The following is a 17,609-nucleotide window of genomic DNA, read 5'->3' on the forward strand; positions in this document are numbered from 1 at the left end:
AAGAAACGGACCGGGCGCTGTAGGAGTTAAGCAAAGGCAGCTGATCAGGCCTGATCGGCAACGTAGCGGGCCAGACGCTCATCGCCTTTCATCACACTGAAAGTCGCATCGAGAACCTGTTCAGCAGTGACATCGGCCGAACTGAATATTTGCGAGAAGTGGTCGTGGGTAACCGAAATGAAGTGAGCGCGATCCTCAGGTTTTACTCCCAGAACGACGGCGTAGGTAGTCAAGGCTTCGCCTTCCCCTTTGGCCATGTCCTCGGAAAGCTCGTCCATCATGTTGCCGACCAGCAGCATCGGCTTACCACCATAGGTCAGCGCGCCATCGGTACGACATCCGTTGGTACCCGTGGTCATACCGGACGTGGCATTACCGGAAGAACCATTGGTAGTCGAAGCAACAATGTGGGAAGGCAGTCCCCGCTGCCCTTTGAACAGCATATTGCCCCAGCCGCAATCCGGGCCACCAGGTGCCTCGGCAAAAGCGTTCAAGGAGGCAGCGGCAAGCAATGAACCAAGAAGAATCCTTCTCATATTTATCTCTCTTTATATGGGTTTGTCGCTTGAGACAGAGTGTCGTGATGCTTTTGCTTTATAGCCAAAGACTTTCGATAGCGCTTCCCGAAATACACAAAAAAGAACGAGCGGTATCTGGCAAACCATTCGATATTGCGCAGAGGCACTGCAGAGGCACTAATAAATAACACATTAAAAACCCGACGCTGTGTTACACAGGGTCGGGTTTTTGATCTCGATCAAATCAAGCCTTGACGCGAGATTTGTATTCACCAGTGCGGGTATCGATTTCAATGGAGTCGCCGATCTCGCAGAAGGCGGAAACCTGAAGTTCCGCGCCATTGTTCAGACGAGCGGTTTTCATCACCTTGCCGGAAGTATCACCACGCACAGAGGGTTCGGTATAGGCAATCTGGCGCACGATAGTGGTGGGCAATTCAACAGAAATAACGCGATCATTATAGAAGACGGCTTCGCAGACATCAGTCATGCCATCTTCGATAAAGGTCAGCACGCCTTCCAGATCGCCTTTTTCGATCTCGTACTGATTGAATTCGGTGTCCATGAATACGTACAGCGGATCGGCAAAATAGGAGTAGGTCACTTCCTTGCGTTCGAGAATGACCGGTTCGAGCTTGTCATCGGCCTTGTACACGGTCTCGGTGGCAGAACCATTGAGCAGGTTCTTGAGCTTCATCTTGACCACGGCACTGTTACGGCCGGACTTGTTGAATTCGGCTTTCTGGATTATCCAGGGTTCGCCGTTGATATTGGCCACCTGGCCGGCACGGAACTCTTGTGCGGTTTTCATACGAATATCCGATGGGATGGAAAGTGAATCGAGCCGTGTATCATAGCCAATCCGCATGGAAAGAAACCAGTTTTCCTGCCAGATCGCCATTGGCTTCCTGCCTGCGGACCCAGTATTCGGCATGGTCGCCCAATACGGATTCATACTGGCCAAGGCACAACCAGGCTTTACCTGCCCCTTGCCCGGAGTTCCAAGCACACCAGAAATCATAGAGAGCGGATCTGGCTTCGACAGCCAAATTGCTTGAATAAAGCTGGAAGAATGCATCCAGTTTTACCCAGTGCGCGCTCTCATCCTGCGGATAGATATGCCAGACCAGAGGCTTGCCAGTCCATTGGGCACGAACGAACGATTCCTCGCCACGTACGGCATTGAAATCACAGCACCAGAGCAGTTGATCGTACTGATCCTGAGTCAGAAAAGGCAGCACCGTGATATCCAGCGATCCGCGCCGGTAGCTATCGCCAACCCCAAGCTGGATCACGCCTAACCAACCTGCCACATCGTCAAGCACGCGACCGGCCGGAATCAGCAATTGAGTCGGGCGGTCGGCCAGAGACATAGCATCCAACCAATCCGAAATTGCTGGATTTTCATAAGCGAACAACGAAATCAACTGTGCTCCGTCTATCGGAACTATTCCCAATTCGCTCAGAAATACTTCGCGTGCACTGATGCTGTCCTGGAACGCACGCCGCCGTGCCAGCAAATCATGCTCGCGAATTATCGCACCAGTTCCAGATGCGAAGCCGGGAAAGAAAAAATATTTTTGCAGTCCGCCTGACTGCAGAGAGGGCAAACCATGGCAATCGACGATCCAATTCTCCGCGCTGAGATATTCCAGGTTCAGCCAGAGGATACATCGCTCACTGTTCTTCATGGCATCGATATAAGCCGATGGTAATTCGCAGGCAAATGCCTCGATGACTACATCGGCTGGCTCGGTATCAAGCCAGACCTTCGACCAATGGTGAACTTCCACGCCTTCGCAGATTTGCTGCTCGAGTTCGGAGCTTGCCTCTGGATGGAGGGTGGAGAAGGTATCTAGATCGTCCACCCACAATCGAACCGCCACACCATGCTCTGCAACCAGTTGGCGAGCCAATCGCCATGCCACACCAATATCGCCGAAATTATCGATGACCACGCAGAAAATATCCCATGTGGGCTTGTTAGGCACAGCATGACTCCAGGTTGCAGAGGCAAGGGTAGGCATAGCCATTCATGAGCAATTACGAAACCAAGACGATTTATCGCAATCGTTACACGTGCGGCTGATCCGGCAAGAAGAATCCTTCTAACATAAAGCTGTTCGTCATATGCCAACAGCCCGACGTCCTCAGTCATTACCTCTCACCAATAATTTGGTTATGGCAATTCGAAGCCAAGGACGTCTCTGTCTCAATTTATGGGTTTTTCAAGCCGACAGCCAATACAGGTTGGGCAACCTCTTGCTGATCAAGCCCAGGTACAGCAGTCACATCGTCTTTTTTGTAAGCTTCCAACCACACGCGATAATCGGATGACTGCCAGATTCGCAGATGCAGGCGAGCCATCCCGACCGGATCACTCAATAAAGCCCATTGTGCATCATTCGGCTTTTGCGGCCCGTCCTTGAGTACCTGTTCGATCCTCTCCTCGCGCACGACTTCTGCTGCGGAGATAATCTTGGCATGGCGAGCCCGCGCCATCGCGCATGCCAATGCATTGATAATCGGATCGACAGCAGCTTGGAGGAAGCCATGGGTCAGCTCCTTGCTTTTGTTGAGCTGCAGGTATTCATCAGTCGCGACCAGTTCCCGTGGCGGTGAATATTCCTCGGGAATCAGGAAGAATTTACCCCTGCGTGCTGCCAGGCCCAGACTCGTTCGACTGGAAATAACCGATACCGGCACCGACAACATCAGCGAAATCACAATCGGCGAGAGCCACCATAGAAAACGCGGATCCAGCCAGGCGACCCCGGCTGTCCAGACTATCCCCAGCAGCATCTGCAGGCCATGACGGCGAAACGCTTCACTCCAGGAAGTCGCATCATCATCACGCTGGGGTGATTTCCACTGGACCGACCACCCTAGAAACGCGGCAGTTACGAAAACCGTATGGAACAGCATGCGAACAGGCGCCAACAGCATGGAAAATAGCATTTCTACCAGCATGGAAATGAATAGCCGGATCTTCCCGCCATACTCCTTGGCACCTTGAGCCCAGATCAGGATCACACTTAAGAGCTTAGGCAGAAAAAGTAAAATGATCGTCGTGGAAAACAGTGCGATCGCCTGTTCGGGGTGCCATTGCGGCCAAACGGGGAAAAGCTGCCTGGGCTGGAAGAAATACTGGGGCTCCATGAGTTTGTGCACCGCCAGCAAGGCTGTCGAAAGCACCAAGAACAGGAACCACAACGGAGCCGACAGGTAGGACATGACGCCAGTCAGAAACACCGCTCGATGCACCGGATGCATGCCTTTTACCAGAAAAAGCCTGAAATTCATCAGGTTGCCATGACACCAGCGGCGGTCCCGCTTGAGTTCATCCAACAGGTTGGGCGGCAACTCCTCATAACTGCCAGGCAGATCGTAAGCAATCCAGACTCCCCAACCAGCCCGACGCATCAAGGCCGCTTCAACAAAGTCGTGCGACAGGATAGCTCCAGCAAACGACCCTTTACCTGGCAACGGCGCTAAAGCACAGTGATCAATAAAGGGCTTGACCCGAATAATGGCATTATGCCCCCAGTAATGGGATTCGCCCAACTGCCAGAAATGCAGGCCCGCAGTGAACAGCGGACCATAGACCCGTGTAGCAAACTGCTGCAAACGAGCATAGAGCGTATCCATACCCGAAGCCTTGGGTGCGGTCTGGATGATTCCCGCACGAGGATTGGCCTCCATCAGACGAACCAATCCGCTCAGACATTCACCACTCATGACGCTGTCCGCATCCAACACGACCATGTAGCGATACTGGCTGCCCCAGCGGCGGCAGAAATCGTCGATATTACCGCTCTTGCGTTTTACTCGGCGGCGACGACGACGATAGAAGATCTTGCCGTACCCTCCCACGTCCCGGCATAACTCCAGCCAAGCTTTTTGCTCGGCTACACATTTATCCGGGTCATTGCTATCGCTCAGAACGAATACATCAAAATGTTCGATCTGCCCAGTAGCAATTAGGGATTCATAAGTAGCACGCAACCCCGCAAAAACCCGCGGTACATCCTCATTGGCAATCGGCATCACCAAAGCGGTGCGAGCATCGGGCGCAATGACTTCGTCACCGACCGTGCTGGCACTGATACTGTATTTGTCACGACCGGTCAGCAACTGGAAGAAGCCCATGAGTGCAGTCCAGAAACCGGCAGAAATCCAGCAGAACAAGATGGCGAACAGCAGTAGGATGCTCGTTTGCAGGACATAGGGCAGTACCTGGCGAAACGACTCAGCCCACCCCTGCTGCATGACTTCACTCAGGTCGATCAAGGCCCAGCCCTGATAAGGCAGCACTTGCTTCATGTACCAGATCGCCACGACGCTTTGCACAATCATCAGGATCAGCAGGATAAAGCGTCGAAACGACCCAACTTTCCGCCAATGAGCATGGGCATCGGCTTCCTCGGCCGGAGCAAAGCGTTCCTGATGCTTGCGCCCAAGGAGAGAATGCCAAGCACGCGTTACAGGATTGGTCCGCCATGGCTCTGGGAGCATTCGAGAACGAGTAACAGGCGGCATCGATCTGATGCATACCCGCCCCTGAGCATCTGTAGAAAGTAAATCTCCCTCCTCCAGCTCCTGCTTCCACTGCGCTTTCAGACGGGCTTCGACAGAGTCGAGAATGGCGTCGTCGGCAGCACTCGAAGCCGCAGGTGTCTGGCCAGCAATGGCCTGATGAAGCCCAGAAAATCCGGCTTGTCCACAAGAGCCGGCACGCGCCTTGATTGAATCGATTTCGCTCGCTTCGAACGGTAAGCAATCCAGATAGGTATCGTTGGCAGTTGTTTCCGTAGAATTATTCATAGGCAGGCAACTGATAGCTCCAGGTTTCACTCAACGGTTTGTCTCCATTGATCAAGGCCGCACGCATTTCAACCGGCTTGGTGGCGTCCTTGAGCTTCAGACGTAGCGTCAAGCGCCACCCCTTGATGGCCGGATTGTAGCGAACGCTATTCTCGATCAATTCGGCATTATCATTGAGGCTGACCTGTGAAGCGACCGGGGTATCCTCCGGTAAGCTGGCCAAGACAGGCCCCTCGAAATCGATGATATAAGCCATGCTTCCGTCAGGCTGACGAGTGAGATTGGATTGCTTGACATCGCCTGTAGACAGGCGCGTCTGCTTGACCCAGGCCAACTCAGGGCCATGCACGGCAGCCTCGTCAATCGTAAAATGCAGGCGATATTTGATGTCGATGGGTTGCCCCGTTTCAGGAAGCTTTTCCGGCGACCAATAGGCAACGATATTGTCGTTGGTCTCATTAGGCGTCGGGATTTCGATAAGTTCGATTTGTCCATTGCCCCAATCACCCTTGGTTTCAACCCAGCCTGAAGGACGCCGATCGTAACGCTCATCGAGGTCCTCATATTGGCTAAACTTGTGACCACGCTGCAGCAGGCCAAAACCACGCGGATTCTCAATGGTATAGGTACTTACGGACAAGCGCTTCGGGTTATTGAGGGGACGCCAGATCTGTTCGCCATTGCCCGCATGGATAGCCAGTCCGTTGCTGTCATGTAAAGCGGGTCGAAAGTCGACCTCGGAGTTTGGTTTATGCGGGCCAAACAGGAACATACTGGTCAACGGCGCAATACCAAACTTCGCTACCCGATCACGCAGATAAACTTTAGCTTCAACATCCACCGTACTGTCGCTACCTGGGGTAATCACCATCCGATAGGCGCCAGTTGCGCGCGGTGAATCAAGTAGCGCATAAACAACCAGATTGCGTCGATCCAGCTGTGGGCGCTCCAACCAGAACTCTTTGAAGCGAGGAAACTCCTCGCCCGACGGTAATGCCGTATCAATGGCGAGCCCTCGAGCGGAAAGCCCATAAACCTGCCCCTTGCCGACCACCCGAAAGTAACTAGCACCAAGAAACGTGCTCAATTCATCCAACTTGTTGGAATCGTTTAGCGGGTAACGAATCTTGAAACCGGCAAATCCAAGATTCTGTAGGGCTGCCGCATCCACTTTGAACTCACCGAAATCGAAATATTCGGGCTCATACTTGATTTCCTTGACGCCGGTAGCCGTGACTTCGTTGATCACGACCGGAACGTCGAAATGCATGCCCTGATGATAGAAATTGATCTGAAAGGGAGTTTTATCGTCTGCCCAGTATGCTTTTTCTTCTCTGAAGCGGATTTGCTGATAATCCGCAAATTTCATATCGCGAAATATCGCTGGCAAATTGCTCTTTGGCACGACGAAATTTTGTTCAGCCAGTTTCTTTGCCTTATTGGAAACATCGTCAAGACTGAAGCCCCATGCTTGCGCAGCAAACAAGATCAACGTAGTCAAGATGCCTAGTGCGACGGATTTGGCCTTACCTGGCATGTAGCAAGAAAAGGGTAACAACGCAGCCTCCTAAATCAGCAAACAGCAAACGAATCGTCGAGCGGCCTGTTTGACCACGCATTCATCAGCAGTGGTCCGACTTCGAATATTCCGAATGATTCCCATGATAACCCGTTTGAATGGGTCAGCCTGCGCCATCATAGACATCTCTATCGAGCTTGTAAGGATGCAATCCGACACAATCGATAAATTCCACATCCCGGAATAAAAGCCATCAATCCGCAATGTAGCTCGTGCTAGAGACAGGACTGAGACGGTGAATGTGCGAAATATCGAATGAAGCACAGGAAATTCGGAAGAATCCGAATCAACAGATTGGAAAGCTTGATAAACAATAGGTGAGGATAGATGAGCTGGAGGTAACCCTACCAGCCACACCCCGGCACACGACGTCACCGCTGCGGCTGCTTCCTTCCGGACCTGACCGGGTTCACGGTTAATCATTGCGAGGGGACCGGTAGGATCACCATAACAACAAACCTGTCTATAGAGCAGGTCGTTCCATTGTACTGGCTTGCTTGCAAGTTACAACCGCAACGAGATGTCAAACGACAAAATCAATCATTGACTCTGTCACGTAGCTCTTTACCGGGCTTGAAGTGCGGCACGTATTTGCCATCCAGACTGACAGATTGACCGGTTTTAGGATTGCGACCAACCCGGGGTGCCCGGTAATGCAGCGAGAAACTGCCAAATCCTCGAATTTCAATACGCTCACCTGTTGCCAGTGCTTGGGTCATCTGCTCCAGCATGGTTTTGATCGCCAATTCGACATCTTTGGCGGACAACTGCCCTTGATGGCCTACTATGCGCTCGATCAACTCTGACTTTGTCATGAATTTTCCTTTTTTTTCAAGCGGCTAGATGACTTGAACAGGTCTCGTTTTTAGCATGTCGAGTGGCATTTGAACAGTCTTAAAAGATATTGAAAATTTTCCGTTATCTGTACTTACTTCAAAATTGAGATATCCGGTTTTTTCAATCGAAGCCAGGCAAGCAAATACCATTTAGCTATAACCAGCGATTAATTTAGCTCTATTTTTTTAGATGGTAATGCGGTAAAAAATAAGCCGATAACGTCTCCTGGGCCCAAGGCAAGGTGCGCCAACTTAGTAAAAACGGACAAATCGAAACGATAGGCTCGTACTTTATGAATACTCCCACGTTGATTACGCGCCCTAGTCGTTTGTTGCGTACCCTGGATGCAATTGAACGGATTGGCAATCGCCTGCCTGACCCAGCGATTCTGTTTCTTGTCCTGACTATCTTCGTGCTGGCCATATCCGCCTGGCTATCGGGAAATGCCTGGGATGTACTGGACCCACGGACAAAGACCCCATTGGTCATTCATAACCTACTGGATGGTGCAGCGCTGACCAAATTCATGGTAGACATAGTTCCGAATTTTGTCGGTTTTCATCCGCTAGGAGTTGTACTTGTGGCAATGCTGGGGCTGGGCGTTGCGGAAAGGGCCGGATTCATCCATGCCAGCCTGCGCAGATTGCTCTCGGTAACATCTCCAAAATTACTGACCCCCATCCTGATTGTCGTTGCCATACTCAGTCATGTGGCAGTAGATGCTGGCTATGTACTGGTCGTGCCATTGGGAGCAGTAGTTTTCCAGGCTGCCGGTCGCCATCCACTGGCTGGCATCAGCGCAGCATTCGCCGGTGTATCGGGTGGTTTTTCAGCTACATTTATTCCATCCAGCCTGGATCCAATGCTGCAGGGCCTGAGCCAGGCGGCCGCACAGATTATTGATCCGAATGTGATCTTAAATCCGCTCAATAATTTTTTCTTTACGACCGTTTCTGCTCTGCTGATCATTTTACTCGGATGGTGGCTCACCGATCGGGTGATCGAGCCTCGCTTGTTCAGATTGGAAATCGATGGCGACTTGGCCAAGACACCCAGGCTGGAACAGTTGACGATGCAAGAACGACGAGCGCTACGGCTGGCATTGCTATCCCTAGGTATCGGGATGCTTCTGCTTCTACTCAGTGCCATGCCTGCCGGCTCTCCCTGGCGTGCATCCGATGGCCGACTTTCAGCCGGCAACGCACCGCTGATGCAGTCGATTGTCTCGCTGATATTCATACTGTTTCTAGTACCCGGCCTGGTATATGGCTTTGTAGCGGGTACTTTCAAATCCAGTCGAGATGTAATCGGCAGTATGAGCCTGACAATGCAGGGGATGAGTTACTACATCGTCATGGCTTTCTTTGCAGCACAATTCATCTATGCCTTTACCCAATCCAATCTGGGGGCGCTGCTTGCGTTAGAAGGAGCAACCTATTTACAGGCAATGCAGGTTCCCGAAGCCGTTACGATCATCGGCGTCATACTGATGACTGCCTTGAGCGATCTGTTCATGGGCTCCGCATCAGCCAAGTGGGCGCTATTGGCCCCAATTTTCGTGCCGATGCTGATGCAAGTTGGCATTTCTCCAGATCTTACTCAGGCCGCGTATCGTATCGGTGATTCGTCGACCAATATCATCACACCGCTGATGCCCTACTTTCCATTAATCGTGGTGTTCTGCCAGCGTTATGTCAGATCCAGCGGTATTGGTACTGTCATGGCAATGATGCTGCCCTATTCCCTGATTTTCCTGCTGGCCTGGACAGCGCTCCTGCTAGGCTACTGGGCATTGGACCTGCCACTGGGACTTGGGGCTAGCTACAGGTATGAGGGTTAAGCGTTCATACCGTCTTTTAACACTCAAAAAACTTGCATAGATTCCCTTGGATCTCTGGCACTCACCAATACCTGAATGCTCAAGCCAGAAGGCTGGAACCTGCGAGTGCTTACTCCCCGATAACAACACTTGGCAGCGCACTGCATTGAGGAGACTTTTGCCAGAATTGTTTTTGGGGCTGTCCTGGATATAGCACTGCTGACAATGTATATGCTCTACCATGGGAATTTTTCATACGTAATCAAAAGGTTGCGAAACATAGCCAGATGCCAGCAAAGCTTGTTTTGCTATCTCTAGATAAACCCGTTTTCAGCAACGTTGATTTACAGGTGCTGGCTCTCGTATTTAAGAGGAAGTTGTATGCCTTTCGATTCGGACGATTATCTATCTCGCCACTTTCGTACCAACGGATCGGACTTGGCCACTAAAATCGATGAAATTACCGCACTAATTACGCCTGAAACCAGTGAAAACCTGCCGCTTTATCGGGAAATGCTGCTGACCGTCGTCCGCCTGGCACAAGCTGATCGTAGCCGCTGGGATGCCAAGATTCTTTTGCAGACCATGCGCGAAATGGAGCATGCGTTCCGAATGCTCGATCAATTCAAGCGTCGACGCAAAGTCACTGTATTCGGCTCGGCACGCACGCCCGTCGAGCATCCTATCTACGCCATGGCTCGCAAACTGGGTGAAACCCTGGCCCGCTACGATTTGATGGTCATCACTGGAGCAGGCGGAGGCATAATGGCTGCCGCTCACGAAGGAGCAGGTCTGGAACACAGCCTCGGCCTCAACATTACCTTGCCCTTCGAACAACATGCCAATGCAACGGTAGAAGGTACGGACAATCTGCTTTCGTTCCATTTCTTCTTCGTGCGCAAGTTATTCTTCGTCAAAGAAGCCGATGCTCTAATTCTTTGCCCTGGTGGTTTCGGTACGCTGGATGAAGCGTTGGAGGTACTGACATTGATCCAGACTGGCAAGAGCCCACTCGTACCCATTGTGCTACTGGATGAACCTGACGGCAGTTACTGGAAAGATGCCTTGCAGTTTATCAATAGACAGTTAGTAGAGAATCGCTACGTACTACCCAGCGACATGAGCCTGATACGCTTGGTGGATAATGCTGAAGATGCCGTTAAGGAAATCGATCATTTCTATCGTAACTTCCACTCCAGCCGCTGGCTGAAAGACCGGTTCGTCATGCGCTTGAATCACCACCTTTCACACAAGGCATTAGCATACCTGAACGAATACTTTGCCGACCTGTGCCTGAGTGGCGGTTTCGATCAGCAACCATTCTGCGAACTGGAACAGGATGAACCGGAACTACAGCGTTTACCGCGCCTGACATTCATATTCAACGGGCGCGATCATGGACGTTTGCGCGAGCTGACGGACTTCATTAACGACTCGGATAACTGGCAAGCAAAATCGGGCATACAAATGGCCCGATAAGCTTATGTTCTTCAACGAATGAAATCAGCACAACTATCCATTCTTCATCCTTACCTCCAAGCCAAGTATTGACCAGTATTAATGCTCAAAAAAAGGATCTTCACAACATGTCGGAAAGCAGTATCGAGCAGGACTCTTTCGTTCAGGGGCTGAAAGAGCGGCTGCCATCAGATATCAAAGATTCTTTTACCGATGAACAACTACTGGCATTGAAAATTGCCTTCGGCGCACGCAAATGGGGCAAGCATCGCATAGACCTCAGAGGGACGGTTAACCTGTGGCAATGGCGCTATTACTTCGTTCTGTTGATTGGGCGCAACAGGCGTGCCCCATCCAGGCTCCAGGAAGAACTTTCGCTACTGGCCAAGGCCGGGATGATCTCGCTTTTCCTGATGTTTTCAGTGCTGATCGGATTACTGACTCTTTACCTCATCAAGTCCGCACTTGGCATCAACCTGTTCCCCAATTTCTCTTTAGGCATATGGGATTGGTTCAAAACGCTATGGCATTAAAGCAGTCCTACCCCGCAAGAAGCTCAAACTGAATCAGAACGACTCATACTATCGATAGCTGTTCTGCGCAGAAAACCGGCTATCGCTTCTGCACCACGCAGCCCGCTTTGACCTGGCTCGACCTGCCCTAACGTATCGAAAAGATAGGTACGCTGGCGGTGCTCGAACTCTTGCTGCAAATGGATCGCTTCACGAATCGCAGAATCAATGTCATTTACGCTGGATACTACCGGCCCAAGATGCCAGAAGCGGTAATGTGGATCCTGCTGCCAGCAAATATTACGCGGATCGAGGAACACACAAGGTCGGGGCCGGACGATGAACTCGACTACCTGGCTGCTGACATCCCCAAGATAGATATCCGCGCTTCTGGTGTAAGTCATATCCACACAATGCTCACTACCCAGATCGATACGTAGATGTGGATAGTGCCGGTATTCCTCGAAGGCCTGATATTTTGCAGAAGTTGGAGCATCGAACAAACGTATATGCGGTGCAAAAATTAGGTTATAAGCGGTGCTTCTGGCAAAATGGTCAAGCACCTGGCGACCAATGAGATGCCAGGAAGAAAGATCTTCCGCAAAATGCGGGTTGTAGAGAATGGTTGGGCGATCATTGCCAAAAAATCGCACTTTCTCGGCATCGTAAGCCAAATCAAATTTAGCATAAATACCAGAAATAAAATTCCCAGGCCTTATATGGCCTAGCTCCAGCAAACGCCGAGCCTGCTTTTCCCCCGGCAGCAGAAGAAAGTCATACAGAGCTGTTTCCGCAGCAAATCCCACTGCCCGATCACCCGCACCATGCTCTGTTCCGATCAATTTCAATCCATTCGGGCAAATTTTACGCAAGTAGATTGAAGTTCGTTCCGGAATGACAATCACATCGAATCCAGAAAAATATAGTTGATTCGCCCGAAGAATTTTTCGCTTGCTGCCAACGGCTCCATCTTTGTTGCGACGGCGAACCATCCATGGAACATAAAGCGTATCGAAACGAACGGACACGGGCTCCGCTCTATTTTTTCGAAGCAGATTCTGCACAAACAGGATATTGCGACGCGGGCCGGCAATATGTACATCCATTTCCGGATAACGCTTCGCCAAAGATATGGCGATAGGCAATGAATGAAAAATCTGGTGAGTTTGCGCGTTATAGGGAAAACAGATCCGAGGCCGGGCTAATCTGCCCCGCCTCTTGTTATGTTTACCCTTGGCACTTAGCCAACGCTGCAATCTGTCTTTGTGAAGTGCATTGACATCAAGCCTGGACAAGCGTGTTAGCACGAAAGCAACGATATAGCCGAGCAGTGCAAGCAACTGCCCTGTGTCGATCAACATTTCCAGCAGAGGATGAACATCTACAGGGCCATCCAAGAACCCGTCCTGGATGATCCAGGCAACATGCGAAGCCAATTGAGCAACCACACCAACCCACAAGACACCGAAGGCAGTTCGCTCGGTCGAGTAAAAACGGATACACACGAAAATGGGAATCGTAGCCGCGATCCAGATAGAAATAATGAGGCGATAATCGACATAGCCAAGCTTGTCCACTGCAGTCTCGCAAGACCAGATCATCAGCATGCCCAGACAGCCCAACAACCAACGCGTGCGCAGTTGTTGATAGCTCCATCCGGCAACAGCCTGAAATCCTGCAAAGGCCAGCCCTAACGATGCAACCAGATCACTGGATATTTCGACTGGAGAAGTTTCTTGCCATACTGGAGTGTTGCCAACAAGCTGTACGATGATCGTGGCAAGTGCATAAAACAAGGCACCGGACAGCAACCATTGCTCCAATGACAACGGCCACCACACTCGAGTACTTCGATTGCCCTGAGTCATTGCAAATTCTCTTTACAAAGGATGTAGGCATTTTTTTCACTGCAGCTTAAGACGAGCTTAAGTAAGTGGCCGATTCTTTTGCTGATTGCGGAATTCACCGAAACATCGCCGAAACATTTGAAATACTGTTTCAGGCTGACATATTCAGCTGAATATCGTATAAAATTATTGACTGAATAGTCAGGTGTACTCTTCTTCGAAGAGGTAGCGGGAAATAAACTCTTACGATTTCAAGAATGGTATTTATACGATTCGATGCTAGAAGCACTTATTGCCTGCGATTACCATCATGGCACGTCATGAAAAGTTGTGTTGTTAAGCCGTCCGTTTCTATCTGTCTACGCTTCCTGCTGCAACTACCTGCTGAGTATTCGCCACCGCAGCAATCTATCTAGCTGCTGCCGTTTGTTGTGTCTGTAAGCGCTGATATGGCTTGGTATTGCTGCCCCAATCAACGAAATCCGATTTCCAGATTTCATGGCATCTTCACTGATCGAAGATCATTTGGCCTTGGGATTTTCCGTGCTCGAAACAATAAAACAACAATGGTTCTCCAATCTGCCCGCAGACCTGCTTTCCGGCCTGGTCGTTGCGCTGGCGCTGATCCCGGAAGCGATTACCTTTTCGATCATGGCTGGAGTCGATCCTAAGGTAGGCTTGTATGCATCTTTCTGTATCGCCGTAACGATCGCTTTCGCCGGAGGTCGCCCAGCCATGATTTCAGCTGCTACCGCAGCCATGGCAATCCTGATGTCTCCTCTGGTCAAAGATTACGGACTGCAATACCTGCTTGCAGCCAGCCTCCTCTGCGGTGTATTGCAGATTATCGGAGGCTTTCTACATCTGGGATCGCTGATGCGCTTCATCTCGCGCTCGGTAGTGACCGGTTTTGCCAATGCCTTGGCCATTCTGATCTTTATGGCGCAATTGCCGGAATTGACTGGTGTAACCTGGCATGTGCATGCCATGACCGTTGCCGGTCTTGGCATTATCTATCTATTTCCCCATATCCCGGTAATTGGCAAGGTCATTCCTTCGCCATTGATATGTATTTTCCTCCTGACAGCAGCATCCATGACGCTGCATCTCGGGGAGATCCGTACGGTTGGAGATATGGGCAAACTACCGAATGCTCCGCCCATATTTATTTGGCCCGATGTCCCACTGACATTGGAAACGCTGAAGATAATCCTGCCCTACTCCTGCGCTCTTGCCGCAGTCGGCCTGCTCGAGTCGTTGATGAGTGCAGCGGTTGTCGAAGAACTAACGGATATAGCCAGCAACAGGAATCGGGAATGCAAGGGGCAAGGGCTGGCCAATATCGTTTCCAGCCTGTTCGGCGGCATGGCCGGATGCGGCATGATCGGCCAATCGATAGTCAATGTGAAATCCGGTGGCAGAACCCGTCTTTCCACCCTGACAGCGGGAATAATGCTACTGGTGCTGGTGATCTTTTTCAGTGATTGGGTCAGGCAGATCCCGATGGCTGCCTTGGTCTCCGTGATGATCATGGTTTCCATTGGTACCTTCGGCTGGGATTCGCTACGCAATTTCAGGCGCTATCCATGCTCAAGCAATGTCGTAATGCTGGCCACAGTCATCACCGTCCTCGTTACGCACAATCTCGCGTACGGCGTGCTTACTGGAGTACTTCTGGCAGCAATATTTTTTGCCAACAAGGTTAGTCATTACCTGCATATCCATTCGGAGCCGAATGTAACTGAGAATGAACGTACCTATCGAGTGGTCGGCCAGGTCTTTTTCGGTTCATCGGAAAAATTCGTCAATGCCTTCGATTTCAATGAGGCCCTTGCCAAGGTAAATATCAACTTAAGCAAGGCTCACTTCTGGGATATCAGTGCAGTAGCCGCCCTGGACAAAACGATTATCAAGTTTCGTCGTGAAGGAGCAACAGTTGAGATACAGGGAATGAACGAACTCACTGCAACAATTGTCCACAAACATGGCGCGCACATCAGGCTGGATGCTACCGATGAAATTACGGGTCGCTGAACAAGGAGAAGTGAAATGTCCCGAGTTCTGGCCTGTATCGACGGATCACAAGCATCCAGAGGCATTTGCGATGGAGCCGCATGGGCTAGCCAGCGATTGAACGCACCGCTGCTCCTGCTGCATATACTGGAACGCAAGCAGCACCTTGACGGTAACTTGAGCGGCAGCATTGGGATCGGTAGCCGAGAGCATCTGCTAGCTCAACTGGTGGCTCTGGACGAGAAGCACAACCGGCTTGCGCTGGAACAAGGTTGCCAGATCCTGGAAACGGCACGGCAACGAGCGCAGGCCTGCGGAGCTGTATCTGTCGAGAATCGCCAACGCCACGGCAACCTGCTCCAAACGATCAATGAGCTGCAAGAACAAAGCCTTATGCTGGTTCTCGGTAAACAAGGCGAAGACTCCGAAGCCATGGGTCAACCTATAGGAAGCCAGCTCGAACCCATCATCAGAGCCTCAAGTCGTCCGCTCCTGATCACGCCTCCCCTATTTAAAGCACCGCGACAAGCAATGATAGCTTTCGACGGTAGCGAAACCCTGTGTAGGAATCTCGGAAAACCGGCGTTACCTGACCTGCTTCGGGGGTTGCCGGTTCATCTGGTCTTGGTAGGCAATGCCTCGACAGAACTCAAAAAACGGCTGGAATGGGCTTGCGCACTCTTGTTGGAAAGGGGGCTCGAAGCAAAGGCCGTCATATGTCCCGGAGAAGTCGAGCAGACACTACTTGCCTATCAAACCGAAAATCGATTGGATCTGGTTGTGATGGGTGCTTATGGGCGCTCATGGATCCGGCACTTTTTAGTCGGCAGCATCACTACCAATATGCTCCAGCACTTCGAAACGCCATTATTACTCTTGCGCTGATGTCAAAGACAATTGGCGATTTTCTCTTGGAAAGACTGGCTGTAATCCCCCATACATTCTGGCAAACATATAAAAAAACAGCCGCGTAATATTTCGTTTCTTCTTGAGCCATATGTAATCACCATACCAATATTCGTAGAATCAAAAGCTGGTGTATTGGCCAGTGAGCCTTAAAAAATGCCTGAAAACACCCCAAAGTACGCTGAAAACACGATAGCTATAAATCGCCCCACGCGGCCTGCGGTGTGCCGCCGGTTCTCCGTGGCCCCGATGTTGGATTGGACTGACCGTCACTGTCGTTTTTTCTTGCGTCAATTATCCAGACAAACCCTGCTGTATACGGAGATGATCACTACTGGCGCACTATTGCATGGTGATACCGCTCGCTTTCTGCGTCATGACGAAATCGAGCATCCTTTGGCACTACAGCTGGGCGGCAGCGTGCCAGCAGAGCTGGCGGCCTGTGTACGGTTAGCTGAAATCGCCGGTTATGATGAAGTGAATCTCAATGTTGGCTGTCCCAGCGACCGAGTGCAAAACAACATGATCGGCGCATGCTTGATGAGGCATCCGGCTGTGGTGGTCGATTGCATAAAAGCTATGCGCGATGCAGCGACCATTGAGATAACAGTGAAACACCGCATCGGTATCGATGGCCGGGAAAGTTATGCCGAACTTTGTGATTTCGTTGGACAAATAAGTGAAGCTGGCTGCCGCAGCTTCACGGTTCATGCCCGGATCGCAATTCTCGAAGGCTTATCGCCCAAGAAAAACCGCGAAATTCCACCACTTCAATATGACATGGCTGCTCGCTTGAAGCAGGATTTTCCTGGCCTGGAAATTATTCTGAACGGCGGCATAAAAACTCTGGAAGAGTGCCTGATTCATCTGGAAACATTCGACGGGGTAATGGTTGGGCGCGAGGCCTATCAAAATTCTTACCTGCTGGCGCAGGTTGACCAGCAACTTTTCGGATCCGAAAAGCCAGTCGTCAGTCGGGCCAGTGCCTTGCAAGCAATGCGTCCTTACATTGCCAAGCACCTTGCCGAGGGTGGCGCCCTGCACCATATAACCCGGCATATATTAGGATTGGCCCAAGGCTTCCCTGGGGCCAGACGTTTTCGCCAATTGCTTTCCGTAGATGTATACAAAACACAGGAGCCACTAGCCTTATTCGACCAGGCAATCGGATTACTGGAAGGACATTAAAATCGGTTTGCCAACAAAGGAACAGCCAGAACATTGCGCAATCGAAATTCGGTCAACCGGGCCACCCTATTGAAAGGTAAACCGTGCTCGGCCAAGGCTATGATCACT

Annotated in this window: 13 protein-coding genes and 1 other RNA gene; 6 read left to right on the plus strand and 8 right to left on the minus strand. The window is 51.0% G+C overall.

Annotated elements, in window-relative coordinates:
- Positions 1 to 44 precede the first annotated feature (44 nt).
- The 7 genes from FHR87_RS03500 to ihfB form a co-directional block, all read right to left on the minus strand.
- Positions 45 to 536 (minus strand): DUF3015 domain-containing protein, encoded by a 492-nt coding sequence (locus FHR87_RS03500; protein WP_183165333.1) that lies wholly within the window; start codon positions 534 to 536, stop codon positions 45 to 47.
- Between the two features lie 226 nt (positions 537 to 762).
- Complete coding sequence (gene efp, locus FHR87_RS03505) at positions 763 to 1,329, minus strand: elongation factor P (protein ID WP_183165334.1); 567 nt, start codon at positions 1,327 to 1,329, stop codon at positions 763 to 765.
- A 40-nt stretch (positions 1,330 to 1,369) separates the two neighbouring features.
- Positions 1,370 to 2,509, minus strand: coding sequence for an elongation factor P maturation arginine rhamnosyltransferase EarP (gene earP, locus FHR87_RS03510; protein WP_338021217.1), 1,140 nt, complete (start codon positions 2,507 to 2,509; stop codon positions 1,370 to 1,372).
- Between the two features lie 226 nt (positions 2,510 to 2,735).
- Complete coding sequence (mdoH, locus tag FHR87_RS03515) at positions 2,736 to 5,342, minus strand: glucans biosynthesis glucosyltransferase MdoH (protein WP_183165336.1); 2,607 nt, start codon at positions 5,340 to 5,342, stop codon at positions 2,736 to 2,738.
- Complete coding sequence (locus tag FHR87_RS03520; RefSeq protein WP_183165431.1) at positions 5,335 to 6,879, minus strand: glucan biosynthesis protein G; 1,545 nt, start codon at positions 6,877 to 6,879, stop codon at positions 5,335 to 5,337. Before FHR87_RS03520 ends, mdoH begins: the two co-directional genes overlap by 8 nt.
- Positions 6,880 to 7,263: 384 nt before the next feature.
- Positions 7,264 to 7,360, minus strand: an RNA gene (ffs, locus tag FHR87_RS03525) — signal recognition particle sRNA small type.
- Between the two features lie 97 nt (positions 7,361 to 7,457).
- A complete protein-coding gene (ihfB, locus tag FHR87_RS03530; RefSeq protein WP_183165337.1) occupies positions 7,458 to 7,736 on the minus strand; it encodes an integration host factor subunit beta in 279 nt (92 codons plus the stop codon).
- Positions 7,737 to 8,050: 314 nt separating this feature from the next.
- Here ihfB and FHR87_RS03535 point away from each other — a divergent pair, with 314 nt between their 5' ends.
- The 3 genes from FHR87_RS03535 (at position 8,051) to FHR87_RS03545 (ending at position 11,568) form a co-directional block, all read left to right on the plus strand.
- Positions 8,051 to 9,598 (plus strand): AbgT family transporter, encoded by a 1,548-nt coding sequence (locus FHR87_RS03535; RefSeq protein ID WP_183165338.1) that lies wholly within the window; start codon positions 8,051 to 8,053, stop codon positions 9,596 to 9,598.
- Between the two features lie 360 nt (positions 9,599 to 9,958).
- Positions 9,959 to 11,056, plus strand: coding sequence for an LOG family protein (locus FHR87_RS03540; protein ID WP_183165339.1), 1,098 nt, complete (start codon positions 9,959 to 9,961; stop codon positions 11,054 to 11,056).
- 107 nt (positions 11,057 to 11,163) lie between these two features.
- Positions 11,164 to 11,568 (plus strand): 3-phosphoshikimate 1-carboxyvinyltransferase, encoded by a 405-nt coding sequence (locus FHR87_RS03545; protein ID WP_183165340.1) that lies wholly within the window; start codon positions 11,164 to 11,166, stop codon positions 11,566 to 11,568.
- 23 nt (positions 11,569 to 11,591) lie between these two features.
- Here FHR87_RS03545 and FHR87_RS03550 read toward each other — a convergent pair whose 3' ends face one another.
- Positions 11,592 to 13,415 (minus strand): hypothetical protein, encoded by a 1,824-nt coding sequence (locus FHR87_RS03550; protein WP_183165341.1) that lies wholly within the window; start codon positions 13,413 to 13,415, stop codon positions 11,592 to 11,594.
- 522 nt (positions 13,416 to 13,937) lie between these two features.
- Between FHR87_RS03550 and FHR87_RS03555 the strand changes: the two genes are divergently transcribed.
- From FHR87_RS03555 to dusA, 3 genes are all read left to right on the plus strand, one after another.
- Complete coding sequence (locus FHR87_RS03555) at positions 13,938 to 15,428, plus strand: SulP family inorganic anion transporter (protein ID WP_183165432.1); 1,491 nt, start codon at positions 13,938 to 13,940, stop codon at positions 15,426 to 15,428.
- A 15-nt stretch (positions 15,429 to 15,443) separates the two neighbouring features.
- Positions 15,444 to 16,292 carry a universal stress protein gene (locus FHR87_RS03560; protein WP_183165342.1) on the plus strand — a complete coding sequence of 283 codons (849 nt, stop codon included), beginning with the start codon at positions 15,444 to 15,446 and terminating at the stop codon, positions 16,290 to 16,292.
- 177 nt (positions 16,293 to 16,469) lie between these two features.
- The gene (gene dusA, locus FHR87_RS03565; RefSeq protein ID WP_183165343.1) at positions 16,470 to 17,501 is read left to right on the plus strand and encodes a tRNA dihydrouridine(20/20a) synthase DusA; all 1,032 of its coding nucleotides are present in this window, start codon (positions 16,470 to 16,472) and stop codon (positions 17,499 to 17,501) included.
- Positions 17,502 to 17,609: the final 108 nt, after the last annotated feature.

Source organism: Azomonas macrocytogenes, assembly GCF_014191985.1.
Lineage (GTDB): Bacteria > Pseudomonadota > Gammaproteobacteria > Pseudomonadales > Pseudomonadaceae > Azomonas > Azomonas macrocytogenes.